Source organism: Salinimicrobium terrae DSM 17865, from assembly GCF_000424665.1.
In the GTDB taxonomy this organism is placed as follows: Bacteria; Bacteroidota; Bacteroidia; order Flavobacteriales; family Flavobacteriaceae; genus Salinimicrobium; species Salinimicrobium terrae.
Window position 1 is genome coordinate 325264 of the sequence record NZ_AUKI01000016.1, and the last position, 21906, is coordinate 347169.

The 21906-nt window shown below is 40.9% G+C and carries 20 protein-coding genes; 6 read left to right on the top strand and 14 right to left on the bottom strand.

Annotation, left to right across the window (positions count from 1 at the left end):
• Positions 1-30: 30 nt before the first annotated feature.
• The 9 genes from H148_RS17400 to H148_RS0107065 form a co-directional block, all read right to left on the bottom strand.
• On the bottom strand, positions 31-1629 hold the full coding sequence (locus H148_RS17400) for a 4Fe-4S binding protein (RefSeq protein ID WP_051286259.1): 1599 nt from the start codon (positions 1627-1629) through the stop codon (positions 31-33).
• A gap of 6 nt (positions 1630-1635) precedes the next feature.
• Entirely contained in the window at positions 1636-2934 is a 1299-nt protein-coding gene (locus H148_RS0107030; RefSeq protein WP_037324727.1) for an NAD(P)/FAD-dependent oxidoreductase, read from the bottom strand.
• Positions 2934-3764, bottom strand: coding sequence for a purine-nucleoside phosphorylase (locus tag H148_RS0107035; protein WP_029034174.1), 831 nt, complete (start codon positions 3762-3764; stop codon positions 2934-2936). Before H148_RS0107035 ends, H148_RS0107030 begins: the two co-directional genes overlap by 1 nt.
• Before the next feature lie 13 nt (positions 3765-3777).
• A complete protein-coding gene (gene msrB / locus H148_RS0107040; protein WP_211222979.1) occupies positions 3778-4338 on the bottom strand; it encodes a peptide-methionine (R)-S-oxide reductase MsrB in 561 nt (186 codons plus the stop codon).
• A gap of 8 nt (positions 4339-4346) precedes the next feature.
• A complete protein-coding gene (locus tag H148_RS17405) occupies positions 4347-4970 on the bottom strand; it encodes a TIGR04282 family arsenosugar biosynthesis glycosyltransferase (RefSeq protein WP_037324731.1) in 624 nt (207 codons plus the stop codon).
• Between the two features lies 1 nt (position 4971).
• Positions 4972-6027, bottom strand: coding sequence for an arsenosugar biosynthesis radical SAM (seleno)protein ArsS (arsS, locus tag H148_RS0107050; RefSeq protein WP_029034176.1), 1056 nt, complete (start codon positions 6025-6027; stop codon positions 4972-4974).
• Positions 6028-6247: 220 nt separating this feature from the next.
• Positions 6248-6583, bottom strand: coding sequence for an arsenosugar biosynthesis-associated peroxidase-like protein (locus tag H148_RS0107055; protein ID WP_029034177.1), 336 nt, complete (start codon positions 6581-6583; stop codon positions 6248-6250).
• Between the two features lie 92 nt (positions 6584-6675).
• A complete protein-coding gene (locus H148_RS0107060; RefSeq protein ID WP_029034178.1) occupies positions 6676-6864 on the bottom strand; it encodes a hypothetical protein in 189 nt (62 codons plus the stop codon).
• Positions 6865-6964: 100 nt separating this feature from the next.
• The gene (locus tag H148_RS0107065; RefSeq protein WP_029034179.1) at positions 6965-7858 is read right to left on the bottom strand and encodes a sulfotransferase domain-containing protein; all 894 of its coding nucleotides are present in this window, start codon (positions 7856-7858) and stop codon (positions 6965-6967) included.
• 142 nt (positions 7859-8000) lie between these two features.
• Between H148_RS0107065 and H148_RS0107070 the strand changes: the two genes are divergently transcribed.
• From H148_RS0107070 to H148_RS0107080, 3 genes are all read left to right on the top strand, one after another.
• Entirely contained in the window at positions 8001-8471 is a 471-nt protein-coding gene (locus H148_RS0107070) for a DUF4168 domain-containing protein (protein WP_029034180.1), read from the top strand.
• 225 nt (positions 8472-8696) lie between these two features.
• Entirely contained in the window at positions 8697-9851 is a 1155-nt protein-coding gene (locus H148_RS0107075; RefSeq protein WP_029034181.1) for a zinc-dependent alcohol dehydrogenase, read from the top strand.
• A gap of 29 nt (positions 9852-9880) precedes the next feature.
• Positions 9881-10399 carry a hypothetical protein gene (locus H148_RS0107080; protein WP_029034182.1) on the top strand — a complete coding sequence of 173 codons (519 nt, stop codon included), beginning with the start codon at positions 9881-9883 and terminating at the stop codon, positions 10397-10399.
• A 116-nt stretch (positions 10400-10515) separates the two neighbouring features.
• Here the strand turns inward: H148_RS0107080 and thrC are convergent, their stop codons facing one another.
• Genes thrC through thrA form a run of 3 tightly spaced genes read right to left on the bottom strand, consistent with a single transcriptional unit; the run spans position 10516 to position 15182 of the window.
• The gene (thrC, locus tag H148_RS0107085; protein ID WP_029034183.1) at positions 10516-11811 is read right to left on the bottom strand and encodes a threonine synthase; all 1296 of its coding nucleotides are present in this window, start codon (positions 11809-11811) and stop codon (positions 10516-10518) included.
• Complete coding sequence (locus H148_RS0107090) at positions 11808-12731, bottom strand: homoserine kinase (RefSeq protein ID WP_029034184.1); 924 nt, start codon at positions 12729-12731, stop codon at positions 11808-11810. Before H148_RS0107090 ends, thrC begins: the two co-directional genes overlap by 4 nt.
• Before the next feature lie 3 nt (positions 12732-12734).
• Positions 12735-15182 (bottom strand): bifunctional aspartate kinase/homoserine dehydrogenase I, encoded by a 2448-nt coding sequence (gene thrA, locus H148_RS0107095; RefSeq protein WP_029034185.1) that lies wholly within the window; start codon positions 15180-15182, stop codon positions 12735-12737.
• Between the two features lie 528 nt (positions 15183-15710).
• On the opposite strand from thrA, the gene H148_RS18300 reads away from it, so the two are divergent.
• Positions 15711-16520, top strand: a complete 810-nt coding sequence (locus H148_RS18300) for a DUF7282 domain-containing protein (RefSeq protein ID WP_051286261.1) — start codon at positions 15711-15713, stop codon at positions 16518-16520.
• Between the two features lie 231 nt (positions 16521-16751).
• Positions 16752-17846, top strand: a complete 1095-nt coding sequence (locus H148_RS0107110) for an alanine racemase (RefSeq protein WP_029034186.1) — start codon at positions 16752-16754, stop codon at positions 17844-17846.
• Positions 17847-17869: 23 nt separating this feature from the next.
• Here the strand turns inward: H148_RS0107110 and H148_RS17415 are convergent, their stop codons facing one another.
• Positions 17870-19123, bottom strand: coding sequence for a DUF418 domain-containing protein (locus H148_RS17415; protein WP_051286263.1), 1254 nt, complete (start codon positions 19121-19123; stop codon positions 17870-17872).
• 195 nt (positions 19124-19318) lie between these two features.
• Positions 19319-20194, bottom strand: coding sequence for a DUF808 domain-containing protein (locus tag H148_RS0107120; protein ID WP_029034187.1), 876 nt, complete (start codon positions 20192-20194; stop codon positions 19319-19321).
• A 219-nt stretch (positions 20195-20413) separates the two neighbouring features.
• Here H148_RS0107120 and H148_RS17420 point away from each other — a divergent pair, with 219 nt between their 5' ends.
• A complete protein-coding gene (locus H148_RS17420; protein WP_051286265.1) occupies positions 20414-21712 on the top strand; it encodes an amidohydrolase family protein in 1299 nt (432 codons plus the stop codon).
• The last annotated feature ends 194 nt before the right edge of the window (positions 21713-21906 follow it).

Genomic DNA, 21906 nt, shown 5'->3' on the forward strand with positions numbered 1-21906 from the left:
TTTCAGCAGGATTTTTTGCTGAGCTAAAGGTCAGGAATTGAAAGGAGAACTGTTGGGATCGCGGCTAGCTTTTTTCTGTTGTTGGATTAGGTCCAGAAGATCTACGTCATTTCCTAATAAAACCGCATCGGAATTGATCCTGCCATCGAGGGAGCCGTTTTCCAGTTTCAAAACTCCTCGCGGACAAACCGCACTGCATATTCCGCAGCCAACACAACTGGAGCGTACGATATTTTCCCCTTTTTGAGCATAAGCCCGCACATCAATTCCCATTTCACAATAGGTGGAGCAGTTTCCGCAGGAGATGCATTGACCTCCGTTAGTAGTGATCCTGAATTTAGAAAACAGCCTCTGCTGCATTCCCAACACTGCCGCCATGGGACAGCCGAAGCGACACCACACCCGGTTTCCAAAAATGGGATAAAAACCAACGCCTATTACTCCCGAAAATGCGGCACCAATTAAGAAGCCATACCACTGCCGAAGAAGGTATCCATAGGTCATTCCGCTGAAGTAGAAAGCGGCAATTATTGCCAGCACAATTACTAAAGAGATAATGGCACCTTTTTTAGCATCACTGGCTAGCCTGTGCCTTTTGAATATCCAGATTACTCCAAACAACAGCACCAAAAAAGCTGCCGAACCGAAAAGAAAAGAATTTTTATCAAGCCAGAAATGTTCCGGATTCTCATTAAGGAAGGAATAAACCACTGCAATAGTCATAACTACAACCAGTACCAGAATGGTGTGAATTATATATCGTTCAAATTTCCAGGAGGCGCGGCTTTTGTCAGACAAATGACGGTAAGGATCTCCTGCAGTTTCAGCGAGTCCGCCACAGCCGCAGACCCAGGAGCAGTACCATCTTTTTCCATAGAAGTAGGTGAGAATGGGGGTGATCACAAAAATTGAGGCAATTCCGAAGAAGAGCATTAGCAGGCCGATATTTCCTGCTGTAAAAAATTCTGATAGTCTATATCCTGCAAAAAGGTCATAATTGAGTGGCCAGATGTTCACCGGGTTAAAGTACGGCTGGTTGAGGCGAATGAGGAGCTCCGGGATAAGAAATGCAAAACCTAGCTGGAAAAACATTACAGAATAGGTTCGGAGGACTTCGTACTTATTATGTCGGTATTTTAGCAGAAATTTGTAGCCAAACGCCAGGATCGCCAGAGTGTAAAGAGTTCCGTAAACAAACCACTGGCTGGCAGGTTGTCCGCTTACCAACCTGCTTAAAGGGTCAAAAAGAGCTACGAGACCGCCGTTAGGACCGTCTGGGTTATATCCCAAATATAGAGGGAACCAATAAAGCACAATATAGAACAGGGTAAGCATGATCCCGGTTCCCCAGGCGAGAATGCCACGGGCGGTCATTGACCTGAACCAAATACCGTCGTTCTTAATTCCTGCGGACTTGCCAATGTATTGGTCATTAGCAAAAATGATCACTCCCAGTGCTATGAGCGCAATAGCTCCCCATAAAAAAAATGAAGGAAGTTGCAGGTTAAACAGTGCCAGGACCAAGATGAATATTCCTGTCCAGCCAATTCCCGTAGCTACCTTTTGAGTAGTAGATAGCTTCGCGGGTGGTTCTCCCGTGAGGGACATGTTATGTTGGGTTGTGGACATCGAGGGTTAGGTCTGGCTGTGCATCATATTCTGCTTAAAACTACTAAAAATCTCCTTTTCGTGGCGAGCGTAAAATTCGGGATCAAAGTTCGCCTGGCAAAGGTTTTTTAAAACATATTCCAGATCCCGTTCCTCGGTTAGCCACCGATCAAAGACTTCGTGTTGCATTCTTATTCCAAATGTATTGATCCCAAAAAACCTGAAAGTCTCTGGATGATAAGCTATTGTTATAGCCTTTGTTCCATTGATATTTTCCCAGTGGAGGTGCTTCTCATTTTCTCCAGGATTTGCACTTACGTAACCGTAAGTCTGAAATTCAATATCAAAAAACTTGGCGCTGTTGAACCAGTGGCCGGGATTGAATTTGAAGGGTTTTCCGCAGATGGTCTGCGCCACAGTTTCCCCCATCATCCGGGCGGTGTACCAAACGGCTTCAATGTCCTTCCGTCCTTTAATGGAAGTTCTTCTCTGTGCGCAGTCTCCAATGGCATAGACCTCCGGAATGTTGGTTTGCAGGTATTCATCTACCAGAATTCCCTGGTCAGTTTCAATTCCTGAACCTTCCAAAAAATCAATATTCGGTGTTACACCCACAGAAATTCCAAGGAGATTACAGTTGATCTCTTCTCCCGAATTAGTTTCTATGGAACTTACTCTTTCCTTGGTGCCATGGATCTCTTTTAATTCTGTTTCGTGCTTTAACATGATACTGTGGCTCTCGATGTGCCGGGAAATCAATTGCGCATCTTCCAATGGTAGCACGTTCTGCCAAAACGCTTTTTCCCTGATGAGCATAGTCACAGAAATATTTCTGGTATGCAGCATTTCAGCAAGTTCTACTCCTATAAGTCCGCCGCCGACAATTACAGCGCTTTTGCAGTTCATCGTATTCTTTTCCAGAAGTTCCAGGTCCTGTTTTGTAACCAGTCCCTGTACGCCCTGGAGATCTTCGCCCTTTATTCCAAGGAAACTGGACACAGATCCGGTAGCCAGAACTAGCTTGTCGTAAGACATCTTTTCCTCACCTCTCAAAAAGAGCATTTTTGAAGCGGATTCTATTTTATCGACAAAAGCATTTTTTAATTCAATGCGATTCTCCTCCCAAAACCAGTCTTCATAAGGCTTGAGGTGTTCCCAATTCATGTGACCCATGTACACATACATCAGCGCGGTACGTGAAAAGAAATAATCACTTTCCGCAGAGATCACGGTGATTTTCTTATCAGAAATCCGTCGAATATGTCGTGCGGCTGTGATCCCTGCGATCCCGTTACCAATAATCACCACATGTTCAGGGGCTGACATTATTCCGCAGGTTTTAGTTCAATACGTTTGATAAGTTCTCGAAAAAGAGTGATCATTTGGGGTTCAGCTTTACCGGCAGTTTCAATAATATCCTGAATATTTACCGGTTGCAGATCATCTGGATTACCTTCATCTGTAAGGACAGAGACTGCAGCAATCGGAATTTTAAGGTGATTAGCCACAATTACTTCAGGTACTGTACTCATCCCAACCGCATCGGCACCTATAGTGCGTAAAAAGCGGTATTCTGCTCTTGTTTCCAATTGGGGTCCAACTACAGATACGTACACGCCTTTGTGAAGGGGAAAACCGTGTTCTTTTGCGATCTCCTGTAGGATTCGGCCGCTTTGTTGATCGTAGGGTGCGCTCATGTCGGTAAACCTTGTTCCAAGCTGCTCCACACCTCTAAAGGCCAGGGGAGAACCGCCCTGCAGATTGATGTGATCATCTATAAGCATGATCTCTCCCTTTTTAAATTCAGGGTTTAAAGAACCTGCAGCATTGGAAATAAGAAGTTTTTTAATTCCCAGACGTTTCATAACCCTCACAGGAAATGTCACATCCCACAGGGAATAGCCTTCATAAATATGAAAGCGCCCTTGCATTACCACCACTTTTTTATTCTCAAGTTTTCCAAAAATGAGCTTTCCCTTATGAAATTCTACAGTGGCAGTGGGGAAGCCGGGGATGTGGTTGTAGCTTACTTCGGCAATGACTTCCAGTTCATCAATAAGTTTCCCGAGTCCGGTACCAAGGATGATCCCAATTTCAGATTTGTCGAAGCCTCTTGCTTCAAGGAATTCAGTAGTATCTTGTAACGACTTTAGCATTTACTTTTTTGTTTTAAATATCCATTTGTTTGAAGTCCAGGGCCAGGGAATTTAGACAATGCCGCTCCTCTGTAGGCACTCCTTCGTAAGGAAAGATATGTCCCAGGTGAGAATCACATTGAGCGCAGACAACTTCCACGCGCTCCATGCCATAGCGGTTATCCATCTTGCGTTCTACAAGTTTAGGATCTATTGGAGCATAAAAACTTGGCCAGCCAGTACCCGAATCAAATTTAGTATTAGAACTGTATAATGGTATACCACAGGCACCGCAATAATACACTCCTTCTTTTTTATTATCATAGTAAGCGTTTCGAAATGCGGGCTCTGTCCCTGCCTCGCGTAAAATGTGAAATTCTTCTGGAGTCAGGATCTCTTTCCATTCCTCTTTAGATTTAGTGACATTGCCAACCTCTATAGTATCGGCTTTTACAGGGTCATGCACCTCTGTTTGAACCGGTACTTCTTCCGCCTCGGTCATCACGGTAGTACCTCTTACTTCCTTTTTTTCGTCGTTACAGGCAAACATTAAAGTTACCACAACTAAAAAACTCAACATTCTCATCTTCTTCATAATCTATCTTATTTAATTAATTTCATTAGTTCCGAATGGGATCTCATATCTTCAAAAGTATCAATATCATTGCGCACTGGCAACAGTTTTAGCTTTTCATGCGACAGGTCTTGCAGGGTTAGATCCAGTACTTTTTCTGTGCTCCATTCCTTATTTATAAATAATTTGGGGGTATGTTTAGTCATTCCCAGAAGATAATATCCTCCATCCTGTGCCGGTCCTATAACATAATCGGAATCATTAAGTGTAAAAAATGCCATTTTTAAATCTTCTTCTGAAAGATCATATAAATCACTTCCGATAATTACCAACTTGTGATAGCCTGCCTTAAATGCTTCGGAAAAGGCTTTCTCCATACGTTCTCCCAGATCTCTTCCCTGCTGAAGTTTTTTGCTGAAATTCTCTGTTTCCCAGATATCTTCCTCCGGAATTTCTTCCGAATAGCAAACCCATTTCGTTACCTGAAGGTTCCTTGTAATTTCAGCCGTATGCTGCAGTAAATACTTATAGATCTTCAACGCTGCTTCGTCGCCAATTCCAACTGCAAGTCGTTTTTTTACCTTTCCGAGTTCAGGATTTCTGGTAAAAATAAGTAGTAGATCTTTGCTTTTGTCAAGTTGATTTTTCTTCATATTAAGTTACACTTCCCTGGCAGCTGCTCCCTGCACCTGCTGTGCAGCCGTAGCAATGTTGTGAAACACGTATCTCTCTGTCCTGAAGCAGTTCAGGTTCAAAATCCTTCAAATGCTGTACCCTGGACTCCACTTTTAATCCCAGCATCTGGTTAAAGTCGCAATCATATAACCAGCCGTCCCAACTTACAGAAATTGTGTTGGTGCACATCACATTCTGCACCGCTGCAGGATTAAATGCCTCCACTAATCCGGTCATGTAGTCCTCATAATTTTCAGATGCGATTAAATACTCCAGAAAGCGGCTAATTGGAAGATTGGTAATACAAAATAGTTCATTGAAGTCAATATCGAAATCCTCTTTTAAAGCACTCTTAAAATCCCGTTCCAAAGCCTGCTGATTTGCCGGTAAAAATGCCCCGGCGGGATTATAGACCAGGTCGAGTTTGAGTCCGCTGCCTTCCCGACCGTACCCTACAGCATTGAGCATCTTTAAAGCTTCAATGGATTTATCGAAGACTCCGCTGCCGCGCTGTCTGTCTGTTTTCTCCTTTTTATAAAACGGAAGAGAAGAAACCACATGTACATTGTGTTTTTTAAAGAACTGTGGCAGGTCGTAATATTTCTTATTAGCTACAATAATTGTGAGGTTGGAACGAACAATAAAGTCCTTAATTCCGGCTTTGGAAGCTTCCTCTACAAACCATCTAAAATCGGGGTTCATCTCTGGTGCGCCACCGGTAAGGTCCAGCGTATGTGCTCCCGACTTTTTAATTACTCCCAGGCAAAGCTGCATGGTTTCCCGGGTCATAATCTCCTTGCGGTCGGGACCGGCATCCACGTGGCAATGAGAACAAACCTGGTTGCACATATAACCAAGATTGAGCTGCAGGATCTCAAGCTTTTTTGGCTTCAAAGGATATGCTCCCCCACCGGCAATCTTATCCTTAAATAGCGGTAATTCCCCATCCCCAAAAATCCCGTTGCTAAGATATTTGAGCTGCTCCTCCGGGTCGGAGAGGTTGTTTTTTCGGGATAAGAGAGATTTTGTGGGCATGTTATTTTATTATTGTTGTTATAGGAACGCAGAGATGGCATGTCTGGTGGAGGATAAGTCTATCCACCTCAGCCGTTCCGGCTTCCCTGGATCTGAGATCCTTCCTTTGTCGGGATGAGCGACTCCTACGTCAGCCGTTCCGGCTTCCCTGGATCTGAGATCCCTCCTTTGTCGGGATGAGCGACTCCTACGTCAGCCGTTCCGGCTTCCTGGGATCTGCTCACATTGACAACTTGTCGTACTTATTCATCATCTGGACCCCGTGGACCAGAGTGGCACCACCTTTTATTGCAGCACCTACGTGGATGGCTTCCATCATTTCTTCTTTTTCTATTCCGCGTTGGAGTCCGTCTTTTGTGTAGGCATCAATACAATAAGGGCACTGTACCACGTGGGAAACTGCAAGTGCTATTAAAGATTTTTCCCGGGCGGTTAAGGCTCCTTCTTCGAAAACACTGTTGTAGTACTCAAAGAACTTGCTGCCTAGTTCCTCATCCCATTCAGATATACTCCCGAATTTCTTAAGGTCGGCGGGATCGTAATATGTTTTTGACATAGCTTTATTTTTGAGCCCCTAAGATAAGAAGTGCCGGAGAACCATGAAGCTTCAAAAAATAAAACCTTTCAAAAATGCCATTTTAGAGAAGCCTATGCAAAAAGATCTGAGAAGAACAGCAGCCCCAGCACCACTATGGCAATGATCACAATGATCGCGATCAAACCGAGATTACCACCTTGTTTTTCCTCGGTTGACTGATTGACATGATATTTTTTATCAGTTTTTTTATTCTCTACGGGAGTGGATTTTTTATTTTCTGTACGATCGTTAGTTTCCATAATAAAGGCTTTAAAACATTAAGGTACAAAAATGCTCTTAGATACTGCGTTTATGAATATACGGAGTGACAGAATTATGAAAAGTTTAGAAGTTGCAGCCTTAGTGTAGCTTTCGCCATTTAATTTTTTCCAGAACTTTCTTAAGTTGTTGCTCAGGAATTTCCTTAGGGACATGAGGTTGTTTTTCTAAACCTTCAGGAGTAAACGGGTATCCAAAAATGTCCATTAGCGCTCCTGCTTTTTCTGAAGCTGTATGAATTTCTTCCGAAGAAAACTTATCCACCCATTTCATACTTTTTCCTTTACTCAGATGTCGCGGACTGTCTTCCTTCATGCTGGAAAAACTCACCTCCTCGGCTATTTTTTCTTTTTCTTCAGTAGAAAGTTTTATACCCAGATTCTTAAGAAGGGAATTATATTCATTATGGAAATCCTTCAGCAAATTTTCATAGAAAACGAAGTGAAGATCCAGGTCATTTTTGTGAAGCAGGTAATTTCCGTAGAACCAAACCCACTGTTCCAGAAGACGCTCATATTCCGCAGAGAAGTATTCTTCAACCGAGTTATATGAAGAAGGATAATGCTGCTTCATATATGGCGTAAAGGCGAATTTAGCGGCAGAAAGAGCTGTATCACGGGGATCCCTTACGATGCATACTTTCCTGTCAAAAAAGCTGAAGACTTCGGAAGTTTTATTGCACCAGGTGGAGTGTGTCCAGGCGAGAGTGGCTTTTTTTGAATATGCAGATATATTCGGCACCGGTTCCTTCAGGAGGGAACTTACTCTAAAATATACTCCGTTTTCCTCAATGTCCAGCATATCTGTTCCCGCCTGATCTTTAAAGCTGAGGCTTTCTTTCTTAAGGTGTTCATACTCTGGTCTCGACTTTATGTAGTAGGAGATATGATCTCCTTTTTGTTCAAGAGTTTTCCTGAGAATTGTGTTGAGCCAGAAGCTTCCGGATTTTGGCGCGCTTACCTGCAGAATGTTCATGTTATTATTTTGGAGTGAGAAGTTAAACAAATAATTGTAAAACTTATATGTCCTTTGCTGTAGCCATAAGGGAAATTTAAATTGATTTCGTGGGGATGGCACGGTACTTGGGTTTCAATAGCCAAACGATAAAATTTTAATTATGATAAGAATTAACAAATTGGCAGGACTTGTAATGGCTTTTATGATGTTAGGTAGTACTGCCGTATTTGCACAACAGCTGCCACAGCAACAACAGCAACAAACTGAAATATCTGATGCTGAATTGACGAAATTTGTAAAAGCACTACAAGGCATACAAGTGGTTACACAGCAGGCACAACAAAAGATGATGGAGATGGTGCAGGAAGAAGGAATGGAAATTCCCCGCTTTAATGAACTACACCAGGCTACGGTGAATCCTGAGGTTGAGGTAGTGGCTACTCCTGAAGAAAAAGCTGCTCATAAAAAGATTATAGGAGAACTTGAAGGCATGCAGGCAGGAGTTCAGGAACAACTGGAGAATTTGATCACTGAACAGGGACTTTCCCTAGAAAGATATGAGCAAATTGCCATGAGACTTCAATCTGATACTCAACTTCAACAGAGAATTCAGCAAATGCTACAGGGATAATTTATCTCCTGAATATTATGAAGCGGCAGTACTGCCGCTTTTTTTTTTGTCCTGATATTTTTGCTTGTTTGTTAGCAGCATCCCAAAAATAAACTATGTGCCTATAAAGTATAGTTAAATACTTTTGCCGGACCATTGCTTTATTTAATTTTAATGAACAGTAAATCAGGATAGTATAGTATTTTTCTGAATTATTGGTGCTTTAAAAAAGAAAAACTTACCAGTATGTTAGCAATGAATTTTCGTGGTCCCCGTAGGGTCCGTGCCGACCGAGATCGTCCCTTTCCAGAAATAGAACATCCTGAAGATGCAATTGTAAGAGTGCTAAGGAGCTGTATATGTGGCTCTGACATTCACCTGTATAATGGTCTTGTGCCCGATACAAGAGTGGGCAGCACCTTCGGACATGAATTTATTGGAGAAGTTGTCGAGCTGGGATCGGCAGTACAAAATCTTAAAATAGGGGATAGGGTATCTGTTCCATTTAATATTGCCTGTGGTAAATGTGCTTTTTGTAAACAAGAGGCCTATGCCCTATGCCACGAGGCAAATCCACAAGCAACTGCTGTGGGAGGGGTATTTGGATATTCCCACACCGCAGGAGGATATAATGGCGGGCAGGCAGAATATGCCAGAGTACCTTATGCCGATGTAGGCCCTACAGTAATTCCCGATTGGATGGATCTCGATGACGCTGTATTGCTTACCGATGTGGTACCCACCGGTTACCAAGCTGCAGAAATGGGTGGTATTCAAAAAGGTGATACCGTGGTAGTTTTTGGAGCCGGACCTATTGGAATTATGGCTGCAAAATGCTCCTGGCTCTTTGGAGCGGGCAGGGTGATCGTTATTGATGAGCTCGATTACCGATTGGAATTTGTAAAGGAATTTGCTCAATGCGAAGTGTATAATTTTAAGTCCCTGGAAGATCCTGTCGTATTTATCAAGAAGATTACAGATTCTTTAGGAGCCGATGTTTGTATTGACGCAGTAGGAGCAGATGCTTCGGGAAATGCCTGGAATTCTCTACTGGGAAGGAAATTAATGTTACAGGGTGGAAGTACTACGGCGCTTCACTGGGCGATTAATGCTGTCAAAAAAGGAGGTATTGTTTCTATTGTAGGGGTGTATGGTCCTATTGATGCATTGGTGCCAATTGGCAATGTGCTGAACAAAGGAATTACCATAAGGGCAAGCCAGTGTTCTGTGAAAAGACTGGTACCAAGATTGATCGACCACATTAAAAATGGAGTTATTGATCCCAAACAAATGATCACTCACAGAATTCCTTTGGAGGAAGTTGCAGAAGGATATCACATTTTCTCCAATAAGCTTGACAATTGTATCAAACCTGTGCTTATCCCACCTTCAGCTCAGTAAAAAATATTTAAGAATTAAAAACAGAAGATATGTCAGACGAAACACGGCCTGCTACTTTCAGAAATGACAGGGGAGGCGACCATAGTCATATAAAAGGATGGGGAATCGATGCAGATCCTGCAAATGACCCTACTTATCCTATGAAGAGAAGAACAGACGAAGAGATTGAGGGCTATTCATGGGACCGCCCTGAACAACAACCTGTAGATATAGAAGTGCTTCATTCCATAGAACGACCAAATGTTACTGCCGTTTTTGGCACCTCAGTTCCACCCTCAGGATTAAGTGGGATGATAAGAAGAGAAGCTTTTAAATATAGTGAGAGCAGTTATGGACACTGGCTGCCTTTGGTGCTGGCAGATAGGATTGGAGAAGTAGAAGGGATTATCGATGATCTTAAAAAAGGTCATATCCCTAATTTTTTTGCAGAAAAAGGTTTGAAGTCCGAATGGAAATATAATCGTAAGAACTTTGTCTTAAAATCGGCTGTCGTGGCAGCTGCACTCGCGGGAGCTTATCTCTACCTGAATCGGGACAAGGAAGATTAATATCAATTATATTATTAATAAAAATCCCGGTTTGATCCGGGATTTTTATTTTAAAAGAAGTTGTAAAAATAGCATTTTTGACACCATACCATAAAAGGTGCTTCTGCGGTTTCCGGCTAATCCCTGAGGAAACTCTTTAACTGGTCATAATTGCTTATCTCTATTGATCTTTTTTCTTTTTGATTTAAATTTTCGATTTCCGGCGGCAGCTGAATTTTTTTATTAAGGACAGCTTCAACTGTTTCAAGAAATTTGACTGGATGAGCTGTTTCAAGAAAGACTCCGAAATAGTCGTCATGCTTTTCCAGAAATTTTTTGAGTCCTAAATAACCTACAGCACCGTGTGGATCTAAAATATACCCGGTTTTATCATGCACATCTTTTATAGCTTCTCTGGTGTGTCCATCGCTGAAACTATAAGATGATAAGCTCTTCTGAAGATCACTAAAATTGTTGCTGAAAATTTCTAAAACCCGAATAAAATTGCTTGGATCACCAACATCCATAGCATTAGAAATGGTTTGAACGCTGGTTGCCGGCTCATATTTCTGAGTTTTCAGGAAACGCGTTACCACGTCATTCTCATTATTAGCGGCTACAAAATGGTGAATCGGGAGACCCATTTCTTTAGCCAGGAGTCCGGCGCAAATATTTCCGAAGTTGCCACTGGGTACCGAAAATACTAATTTTTGATCTTCCTTTTTCACTTGTTGGTATGCAAGAAAGTAGTAAAACATCTGCGGCAACCAGCGCGCTACATTGATAGAATTTGCAGAAGTAAGTTTCCTTTGCCGGGTAATTTCAGGATCCAAAAATGCCGTTTTTACCATTGTTTGACAATCATCAAACGAACCATCCACTTCTAATGCCTTGATATTTTGTCCGAGCGTTGTAAGTTGTTTCTCCTGGATCTCACTCACTTTGCCTTTCGGATACAGGATAACCACATCAATACCTTCCACTCCTAAAAATCCTCGGGCCACGGCACCTCCCGTGTCGCCGGAAGTCGCTACCAGAACAGTCACTTTTGGAATATTACCCTTTTTAATAAAGTATCCTAGAGTGCCCGCCATAAATCTTGCTCCCACATCCTTAAATGCTAAAGTAGGGCCATGGAACAGCTCCAGAACTGCTAAATTCTCTTCTATTTTTTTTACTGGAAATTCGAAATCCAGGGTTTGTTTTATGATCTTTTCTAACTCGGACGGTGGAATTTCATCTCCTACATAGGGGCTAATGGCTTCCATTGCGATTTCCGTTTTTAGCAGGGAAGAAATTTGTTCAAAGAACTGCTTTGGCAATTTCTTTACTTCCTGAGGAAAATAGAGACCTCTGTCTGGCCCCAGACCATTAAGAACTGCATTTTCAAAATTTGAAGTATGACTTCTATCGTTTAAACTGAAATATTTCATTGGATAACTTTTACGCCTTCATTCCCTATTTTAGAGAGGTGAAGATCAAAATCAATTTCTTTTTCCTGGTAGAACTTTTGAATAGATTGCCTTACATTTTCTGCTGAAATTTCGCCTTTACACAGTGCGAAAACTGAAGGCCCCGAGCCCGATATGCCAAATCCCAGTGCCCCGCTTTCCCGCGCAATTTTTTTCAGTTCGTCAAAAAACGGGATTAAGATTGAGCGCACAGGTTCTACAATTTCATCTTGAAGACTTCTGCCGAGAAGATCGTAGTCATTGGTATATAATGCGCTCACGAGTGCACCTAAATTTCCCCATTGATTTATTGCTTTTTGAAGACTTATACTCTGTTTGATAATGGAGCGGGAGTCTTTTGTTCTTACTTCGATCAAAGGATGCAGAATGACCATCCGAAGATCCGGAGGGTTGGGTAAAGACAAAACTTCCAGGGGCTGGTAACTTTTTATAAGACTAAATCCACCTAAAAGTGCAGGCGCTACATTATCTGCATGTGCATTTCCACTTGCCAATAGTTCCCCTTGCATGGCAAAAGGAAGCAATTCGAGGGGAGAAAATGGTTCGCCCAGGAGTTTATTGGCAGCAAAAACAGCTCCAGCCGAACTTGCTGCACTACTGCCAATTCCGCTTCCCGATTTTATTTTCTTGTAGATCTCCATATCAAAACCCTGTTCAGATTTCAATTCCTTCAGGAGCGCGCGAACGGCCACTCCTGCAACGTTTTTATCCGTTTCCATTGGAAGATCCTGTCCGGTAATTTTGGTGATCTTAATCTCTCCGGAAGAATTTTTCCGAAGCAGCATTTCATCACCTACAGATTCCAGGCAACAGCCTAAAACATCAAATCCGCAGGATAAGTTTGCAACAGTTGCCGGAGCAAATATTTTTATCTCCTCCATGATTTATTTTTTTCCGATCCTAATGATATCGGCGAATATTCCGGAGGCAGTTACATCTGCACCGGCACCTGCTCCTTTTACGATCAATGGCTGCTGGCTGTAGCGATCTGTAAAGAAAAGAACGATGTTGTCACTTCCGCTTAAATTATAGAAAGGATGTTCGGGTCCAACTTCCTGCAGTCCCACAGTGGCGACACCATTTTCTAGTTGAGCAACATATTTTAGCTGGGCATTATTTTTTGCAGCACTTTCATAGATCTCTTTAAATTTTGGCTCATCCTTCTTAAGCACCTCAAAAAATTCTTCGTTTGTGGCCGTGTCCAAACTTTCTTTAGAGAGGAAACTTTCATTACTGATGTCTTCAAGTTCCATCTGCAATCCGCTTTCACGGGAAAGGATTAATATTTTCCTGGCAACATCAACTCCGCTGAGGTCAATCTTCGGATCGGGTTCGGTATAACCTTCTTTCATGGCTTGTTCAACTACTTTATAAAAAGGTTCGCTCGCATCGTAATTGTTGAATACAAAATTGAGACTTCCGGAAAGTACTGCCTGGATTTTGGTGACGCGATCTCCGGAAGCTACCAGGTTCTTGAGCGTGTCAATAATGGGAAGCCCTGCTCCAACATTTGTCTCATATAAAAATGAGGCTCCATACTCCCTCGACAAATTCTGAAGTTTTGAATATCCTGTAAATTCTTGTGAGCACGCAATTTTGTTACAGGTTACTACTGCAATGGAATTCGCCAGGTACTTGTCGTATAAAGATGAGATATCCGGACTGGCTGTGTTATCAACAAAGATGCTGTTGCGAAGATTCAGTTCTTTAACCTTCTCTAAAAAGCCTTTTTTACTCGCTTCTTCCCCATTTTCAATCGAAGTTTTCCAGTTCTCGAGGTCCAGACCGTTCTCGTCAAAAACCATCTTTCGGGAGTTTGACAAACCGATAATCCTCACCTTGAGCCGGAGCTTTTCTAATAAATATTGTTCCTGGTTTTTTAATTGGTTCAGCAGCTTACTGCCAACATTACCAACTCCGGTGATAAATAAATTCAGTTCTTTAGAAGGAACTTCAAAAAATTGTTCATGTAATACATTTAGTGCTTTTGTCACATCTTTTTTAGCAATTACCGCCGATATATTACGCTCTGAAGAACCTTGTGCAATGGCTCTAATGTTAATATTATTATTACCCAAAGCGCTAAACATTTTACCACTCAGGCCGTGATGACTTTTCATGCGGTCGCCTACAAGTGCGACTATAGCAACATTATCTTCAATTTCAATTGTCCTAATCCTTTGGTTTTGAATATCAAGATCAAAAGCTTCATTAAGTGCATTTTTTGCTGCCTGTGCCTCATCTCTTTTTACGGCAATACAAATACTGTGCTCAGAAGAGGCCTGGGTGATCAAAACAACATTGATGTTTTCTTGGAACAGCACTTCAAAACAACGTTTTGAAAATCCAGGAATTCCAACCATCCCGCTCCCTTCAATATTGATTAAGTTTATAGAATCAATATGTGTGATGCCGGTCACCCATCGAAAGTTTTCTTTACTTCCTTTGGATATCACGGTTCCGGTTTCTTCGGGTTTAAAGGTGTTCTTAATATTAATCTGGATTTGTTTTTCCAAAAGAGGCTGAAGGGTTGGAGGATATAAAACTTTTGCACCAAAAGTTGAAAGTTCCATGGCTTCCTCGTAAGAAATATTTTTTAAAGAATAAGCCTGCGGAACTATCTTAGGATTAGCTGTATACATACCGTCGACATCTGTGTACACCAGGAGAGATTTTGCATCCAGTGCGCCGGCAAAAATGGCTGCAGTAAAGTCAGACCCGCCACGTCCTAAAGTGCTGGGTACTCCTTCTTCATTTCGGGCTATAAAACCGGGAGCGACAAACAGTTTGGATTTATTTTGTGCGAAGAAATTTGTAATGTTCTCATACGTCTTCTTATAATTCACCTGAATTTTTTCATTGAGGTTTTTGCAAACGATCAGGTCCCTGGTATCTACAAATTGGACTTCGTCGCCAAGACTTCTGAAGTATGCTGCAATAATTACAGATGATAAGATCTCCCCAAATCCCGATATGACGTGCCGGGTTCGATCCGAAAGCTCATTTAGAAGATAAATTCCTTCGTAGAGTGTCTCCAGGCGATTAAATTCATTTTTTACTCTACTTAAAATGCCGCTTTGATCTTTTACGGGGATAAGTTCTTTTACAGCATTGAGATGCCTTTTTTCATTTTTTTCGAGCAGATCTTTATAAGTAGGATCTTCATTTGCGGCAAGTTCAGCCATCTGTAAGAGCTCATTGGTAACTCCTCCAAAAGCTGAAAATACGACTATAGTATTATTTGACTGGGCGTTTTGCTGAACAATTTTTGCGACGAGTTTTATATTTTCTGGAGAGGCAACAGATGAGCCCCCGAATTTCAGGATATTCATATAATTGGTTTTTGGATAGTAAATGATTTTTGTGTCTTGTAGAAATACAAGAGGATATGCGGACGGAATTATATTAGCTCTCTACCCCAAAGGGGTAATCATTGTAGAAATAATCATCGTAGCAGCAGCCCCTAATGTAGAAGTAGTAATATTAAATATGGACTGTTGGTTGTTCATGTACGATTAACTACTGGTGAATATATTCATTATTGTTAATAAATGAAACAAAAACCAAAATTTTTTGAACAAAAATTAGAAATTTTGTTTTCCATTAGCCTTTTTTAAGGACCAAATCTATAGTAAGTACAGCTTTCGATTATAGAAACAGTTTGCTCTTGATTCCTGAAAGCTTTATTTGATTCCGCGTTCTTGCCGGATTTGTCATAGCAGGAAAATGAGGGTAATATTAAATAGGATAGACTACTAAGGAAATACTAATTAAGCTTTTCATAAGTGTATTTAGTATAGCCTTAACGGAGATTTCATTCTTAACCGCCTACTTTGCTTGAAACAAAAAAATAAAAAATTATGAAATTGAAAAGATTTTACCTTTTAATGTTGCCAATGATCCTAAGTCTTGGATTAGTGGCCTGTAGTGACGATGATGACAACGTAGACCCGGTAATTCCGCCCTCAGGTAGTATAATGGTAGATGATGACCTGATGCTACAGGATGGCACATTGACTATAAATTCTGTTAGCATGAGTGATGCGGGATGGGTAGTAATTCACCGAGACAACGATGGAGCTCCCATGGTTCCTGAAATTATTTCTGTACCAATGATGGTAGAGGAAGGTACAACTGCAAATGTGGTGATTGAACTTGAAGATGGAGAAGTAGTCCAGGACGGAGAAACTCTTTGGGTGATGCTGCACACGGACGACGGACAAATTGGAGTTTATGAATTTAATGGAACTAATGGTTTGGATGCTCCTATAATGAATGAAGCAGGAAATATTGTAACTGAATCTTTTACCGTTACAGTAGATATGCTTACAGTTAGTGATCAGGCTCTTATAGATAATAGTATAACTGTTCAAAATGTTAACCTTGACATGGACGGATGGGTTGTGATTCATGCTTCTAATGAAGCCGGTGACGGACCAATGGTGCCTGAAATTATTTCTGAACCTGAATATGTAGAAGCCGGAAGTAATTCAGATGTTGTTGTAACTTTTTCCGAGGATGCTAATGTTTCTGCAGGAGATACTGTTTGGGTAATGTTACATGAAGATACCGGAACTGAAGGTGTTTATGAATTTGACGGTAGTAACGGCCTGGATCTTCCTATAAGTGATGAGGACGGGGTAGTTGTTGTTCCTGTTACTCTTCAATAGTTAAAATTGAAAATAAAATAAAAAAAGGGCTGCCGATTTGGCAGCCCTTTTTTTATTTTACTCAACATCACTTCCAATGCCCGATTCTTTCGATAGGCAGATCCCCGGCTGAGTAAATTCATGTGTGAAAATTAAATCATTGCATAAAGATTGAAGGTGGTGGCCTTTTCTTCACCTTTTTTGATAATTATTGTAAGCTAATCTTTGTATTTTAACCTGCACAAGTAGTGTATGATGCGATTAACAAAACCCACTTTATTACTGGATCAGAATATCTGTAAAAGGAATATTAGAAAGATGGCCGATAAGGCTAAAAAAAGCCATGTAGAGCTGATCCCTCATTTCAAAACCCATCAATCGGCGACGGTAGGAGAATGGTTCCGGGAGAAGGGAGTGAAAGCAATTACAGTAACTTCAGTAAAAATGGCCGAATATTTTGCCGGCTATGGATGGAATGATATTACTATCGCATTTCCCACAAACATTCTGGAAATTGAAAAAATTAATAAGCTTGCAGAACGGATTGATCTGAAAATTTTTGTGAATAGTGAAGAGACAGCTGTCCTACTAAAGACTGAGTTAAATACTTCGGTGAAATTTTACATAGAAGTAGATGTCGGAGATGGACGGTCTGGAATAAATGCTGAAAATTCCTCAGCAATTTCTAAGATCCTGGAGGTGACTAGGGGTTCTAACTTACTTTTTTTAGGTTTCTATACTCATGCCGGCCACACCTATAATGCCTCTTCGCCACAGGAAGTTGTGAAAATTGCAGAAAAAGTAAATGAAAAACTAAGGTCTCTAAAAAGACATTTCAGGAAGGAATTTCCTCACCTCAAAATTGGTCTGGGGGATACGCCCTCCTGTAGTATACATGAAGACTTTGAAGGTATCGACAGTATTCATCCGGGGAATTTTGTGTACTACGATATTGTTCAGCATAGAATTGGTGCCAGTGCTATTGATGAGATTGCCATATGTCTGGCTGTACCTGTTGTGGCAGTACATCCCGAAAGAAATGAGGTTGTGGTTCACAGCGGCTGGGTGCATCAGGGGAAAGATTCACTTATTGATTCAGAGGGGAAAGCTTTCTATGGGCTGATAGTTCATTTAACAGAGAATAATTGGTCAGCTCCCATTCCCGGGGCGCAGGTAAGTAAAATTTCCCAGGAACATGGCGTGTTTAACCTGCCGGGGGATGTTATGAACGACATAAAAGTAGGAGATGTGCTGGGGATCCTGCCGGTACATGCCTGTGCCACTGCTGTAATGATGGGTGAAATTTATACGCTGGAGGGAGAGAGATTGACAATGATGCCTCGATAATGCAATTGTTTTTTAATTCTAAACTATTTCAGGGGATCCTTCAAAATTGGTCCATATCCTTCTTCGTCTTTTCTTTTTATGGAATTAAATTTAAAATAAGTCAATCCTTTCCACAGCCATTCTACAGGACCTTGCTTAAACCGGATTAACCACCACCGGCTGAACTTGAATTGTAGATAGAATACCCCAACGCCCATAAGAACATTGAGGGCAGGGGAGGATCTGTCGAAAAGTCCTAAGCCAAAATGATAAAATAACAGCAGACCGAAAACGGTTTGCATTAAATAGATCGTCAGTGCCATTCTTCCCATTGCAGCCAAAGGCTCCAGAATTTCTTTAAAATACCTGTTCCTGAACAAAAGAGTAATTCCGGTTATAAAGAAAATAGTAAGGCAGGCATTATAGATGCTGAACAGGAAGCTGGCCGTCCATTGTAATTCGGGTATAACTTTTATTCCAGGAATGGTCACCAGGTCGAAAAGATACATGAGAAGTCCCAGGAAAAGCAGGAAAAGAACAGCTCTTTTTGCGTATTCGTTCCATCTTTTAAATTGAAGAATATGCTTTTCAATGGAGGTGAACAAGCCGGTACGGCCGGCATACAATCCCAGGAGGAAATATCCAAAGGTCATCAACAGTCTGCCACTCTCCACTTGATACTGGATCTTCGCTGGCCATGATCTCCAGTTATCCTTTAGAACTGTGAATAATTCTTCATGTTTGACCAGGCCATAATACCTTTCTGCCTCCCCTGCCATCGGGAACTCAACCTGAGCATTGGCCACTTCAGTTTGAAAAACTTCGTATAGATGAGTGGGCACATTGGTGATTAGAAGCAGGGCAAGAATAAGAATAAACCTGGGAGAAAGATTCCGGAAAAAGATTAATAGAACTCCCAGCACAGCATAGATAGCCAAAATATCTCCCCTCCAAAAGAGGTGATGCACAAGGCCTATTAGAAAAAGCAGGAAAAGACGCCAGATATATATTCCCAAATTGGCCGATCCTGATTCTTTCTTCCTGAAATGCAGGTAAAAACTCAACCCGAACAAAAAAGAGAAAACGGAGAAAAATTTACCAAATACAACAGCTCCAAATATGCCCAAAGCTATTCCATCGGCTGTACTGTCATATTTGGTATAGACATCTGGTGGCAATGCTGCACCTGTGTACCAAATCACCATATGGGCGTAGAGGATACCCGCTAGTGCAAAGCCTCTTAATACATCTATAGTATCAATTCTTTTTTGTGGTCTTGTGCTTTTGGTTCCTCCCATATCCAGCAGCTCTCAAGATAGAAACTTTATATAATTCTGTCTGAACCTTTCACATAGTTTTAATGTGCCGGAATCAAAATTTAGATGTTATAAAAAAGATCATCAAAAATGACATTTTGGAGAGGTTATACTCTAAAAGTTTTTTAAGTTTAAACCGGAGAATATTCCTTAACCTTTAAAAAATTATAAATTGGTTTAGGTGGTGAATTTTTTCCAAAGTCCGGTAATCAGCTTTATGAGCAACAAAACTACAAATCCTACTACAACTCCTGTAATGAATTCCATGAGTATGCCCGGAAGATTTTCAAACAGGTCGTGCAGGTAATGAATATTATGCACAAAAATCCCACCCGAAACCAGGAGCAGAGCTATGGTTCCAATGATCGAGAGACTTTTAATTACTTTAGGCAGCGCACTTACAAGGAACCTCCCAATTTTATCGGAAAAACTATTTTCTCTTTCGTTAAGAGCGATAAGTTTTGCGCCGTATTCATCCATCCTTACAATGAGTGCAACTATACCATAAACTCCTACAGTGGCTATTAAAGCAATAATTGTCACAACCAGGACTTGAGTGAGCAAAGGTTCATTTTCAACGCTTCCAAGGGCAATAATTACTATTTCCACAGAAAGAATAAAATCTGTAAGGATTGCTGATTTAATTTTCTCTTTTTCCCTGCTTAAAACTTCTTCTTCAGAAAGTTTTTCAAGTTTTGGAGCTTCAGCCTTCTTGGCATGAGGGAACAGATATTCATAGACCTTTTCAGCACCCTCGTAGGCCAGATATAATCCTCCGATAATTAAAATAACAGTAATAGCGGCAGGCACAAAGGCACTGAGTAGGAATGCCAGGGGCAGAATAACTACTTTGTTCAGAAATGAGCCTTTAGTGATTGCCCAGAGAACAGGTAGTTCCCTCGAAGACATAAATCCTGATGCCTTTTCTGCATTAACAGCAAGATCATCACCTAACAGACCTGCCGTTTTCTTTCCGGCGACTTTTGACATCATTGCAACATCGTCCATTAAAGTGGCGATATCATCGAGAAGGGCGAAAAATCCAGAGGCCATAGATTTATTTTAGTTCAGGGAGCAAGATAAGTGGTTTTATTAGAAAAAAGATGTATAAATTAAGTAGAGCAGGAGAGTGAAAAATTTCTCTGTGTCAACTGCTTTCAGCAGTGGAGAATCAACAAATGATTCTGGTCTCTATTATTTTTTTACCTTCTTCTTTTTAAAATTGGCATCAGGCTATTAATAAATGTCAATAAAAAATTTCAAATCGCACCTATGAAACCTTTTCACAGTTTTACATTTCTTCTTATATGCTGTACATTTTGTGTATTTAGTCAGGAAAATGAACTTTATCTACAGGCTGGTTCTTTATATGATAGTGAAAGGAATACTATCTTGAAAAATCGGGTCATTCATGTAAAAGACAATAAAATCTTCCAAATTGGTAGTCCGGAAATTCTTCCGGAAAATGCTGTGATTATAGACTTAAGTGAGTTTACTGTACTACCGGGTTTAATAGATGCTCATACTCATGTCTTTTTTTCCCAGGAACCGCAGGAGGATTTTGCCGAGAAAAGTGTAAGTACGCTTACCCTTGAAAGCACCGCGCTTAGAACCCTACGGGGAGCAAAAAGAGCCAGGTCTTATCTTGATGCGGGCATTACGAGTATAAAGGATTTGGGAAATTCAGGGCTATTTCTTGATGTGGCTTTACGCGATGCGATTAACGAAGGCACCGTTGAAGGTCCGCGTATTTTTGCATCGGGACCCATCATGGCTGCTGCCGGTGGCCAAATGTATGGAGTTTCACATGATCACCAGGAGCTGGTAAATCTTGAATATCGAATTATTGAAAGTGTGGCAGATGCAAAGAATGCTGTTCGGGAACACATCAATCAAAATGTTGATATCATTAAAATTTGTGCTGATAATTTGCCGAATAATATTCGTTTAACGGTTGAAGAAATGAAGGCTATTGTTGAAACTGCCCATTCCTACGGAATTACTGTTACAGCACATTCCGTTACCAATCAATCGGCTTGGGAAGCGGCAATAGCAGGGGTGGATGGCATCGAACACGGTTTTATTCTCGCAGATTCAACTTTGAATTTAATGGCAAAAAAGAATATTTATCTCGTGCCTACAGAAAATAGCAGAAGTTATATGAATGCCTACTACACCCTTGCAGGAAGAAACCCCGCAGAACTTTCGTGGTTGGATAACTATTTTAATAAATCCGGTGAAAGACTGAACAGAGCAATAAAAAGCGGGGTGACTATAGTCGCCGGTTCAGATAATTACACCTATATTCAAATTTCTGCCGGTGCTTCTTCCAAAGATATGTTACGGGCCTACTACGAAGCGGGAATGGAGCCTTTGGATATTTTACAGTCTGCTACTTTTCTTTCTGCTAAACACTTCAAAAAAGAAAAAGAAATTGGGATTCTCCAGGAGGGTTCGTTTGCTGATATTATTGCCGTAAAAGGAGATATTGAAAAGGATTTTTATAATACTATGGAAAATGTGGTTTTTGTGATGAAAGACGGCAAGATTTATCTGGAAGATTTAGATTAAATATTGCGGGTACTTGTTGGTTTGTCTTTGACCTATAATTAGTAATAATCATTCCTTTTTTAAGAAGAAACAGAATAATCAAGACAAATAAATACACTATACTCTGGATCCTGAATCAATTTTATTTTGTGATTTTAAGAAAAATTATAGTTCTTAGACATTCAGGCGCAGGTGCAGGGGATTTTCATAAAAAA

What these genes read in the sequence shown, in the direction of transcription:
- H148_RS0107030 (WP_037324727.1), bottom strand. Translation starts at nt 2,934, where the DNA reads ATGTCAGCCCCTGAACATGTGGTGATTATTGGTAACGGGATCGCAGGG.
- H148_RS0107110 (WP_029034186.1), top strand. Translation starts at nt 16,752, where the DNA reads ATGATGCGATTAACAAAACCCACTTTATTACTGGATCAGAATATCTGT.
- H148_RS0107090 (WP_029034184.1), bottom strand. Translation starts at nt 12,731, where the DNA reads ATGGAGGAGATAAAAATATTTGCTCCGGCAACTGTTGCAAACTTATCC.
- H148_RS17415 (WP_051286263.1), bottom strand. Translation starts at nt 19,123, where the DNA reads ATGGGAGGAACCAAAAGCACAAGACCACAAAAAAGAATTGATACTATA.
- H148_RS0107080 (WP_029034182.1), top strand. Translation starts at nt 9,881, where the DNA reads ATGTCAGACGAAACACGGCCTGCTACTTTCAGAAATGACAGGGGAGGC.
- H148_RS0107065 (WP_029034179.1), bottom strand. Translation starts at nt 7,858, where the DNA reads ATGAACATTCTGCAGGTAAGCGCGCCAAAATCCGGAAGCTTCTGGCTC.
- H148_RS0107120 (WP_029034187.1), bottom strand. Translation starts at nt 20,194, where the DNA reads ATGGCCTCTGGATTTTTCGCCCTTCTCGATGATATCGCCACTTTAATG.
- H148_RS0107070 (WP_029034180.1), top strand. Translation starts at nt 8,001, where the DNA reads ATGATAAGAATTAACAAATTGGCAGGACTTGTAATGGCTTTTATGATG.
- thrC (WP_029034183.1), bottom strand. Translation starts at nt 11,811, where the DNA reads ATGAAATATTTCAGTTTAAACGATAGAAGTCATACTTCAAATTTTGAA.
- thrA (WP_029034185.1), bottom strand. Translation starts at nt 15,182, where the DNA reads ATGAATATCCTGAAATTCGGGGGCTCATCTGTTGCCTCTCCAGAAAAT.
- H148_RS17400 (WP_051286259.1), bottom strand. Translation starts at nt 1,629, where the DNA reads ATGTCCACAACCCAACATAACATGTCCCTCACGGGAGAACCACCCGCG.
- H148_RS0107075 (WP_029034181.1), top strand. Translation starts at nt 8,697, where the DNA reads ATGTTAGCAATGAATTTTCGTGGTCCCCGTAGGGTCCGTGCCGACCGA.
- H148_RS17405 (WP_037324731.1), bottom strand. Translation starts at nt 4,970, where the DNA reads ATGAAGAAAAATCAACTTGACAAAAGCAAAGATCTACTACTTATTTTT.
- H148_RS17420 (WP_051286265.1), top strand. Translation starts at nt 20,414, where the DNA reads ATGAAACCTTTTCACAGTTTTACATTTCTTCTTATATGCTGTACATTT.
- H148_RS0107055 (WP_029034177.1), bottom strand. Translation starts at nt 6,583, where the DNA reads ATGTCAAAAACATATTACGATCCCGCCGACCTTAAGAAATTCGGGAGT.
- msrB (WP_211222979.1), bottom strand. Translation starts at nt 4,338, where the DNA reads ATGAAGAAGATGAGAATGTTGAGTTTTTTAGTTGTGGTAACTTTAATG.
- arsS (WP_029034176.1), bottom strand. Translation starts at nt 6,027, where the DNA reads ATGCCCACAAAATCTCTCTTATCCCGAAAAAACAACCTCTCCGACCCG.
- H148_RS0107060 (WP_029034178.1), bottom strand. Translation starts at nt 6,864, where the DNA reads ATGGAAACTAACGATCGTACAGAAAATAAAAAATCCACTCCCGTAGAG.
- H148_RS0107035 (WP_029034174.1), bottom strand. Translation starts at nt 3,764, where the DNA reads ATGCTAAAGTCGTTACAAGATACTACTGAATTCCTTGAAGCAAGAGGC.
- H148_RS18300 (WP_051286261.1), top strand. Translation starts at nt 15,711, where the DNA reads ATGAAATTGAAAAGATTTTACCTTTTAATGTTGCCAATGATCCTAAGT.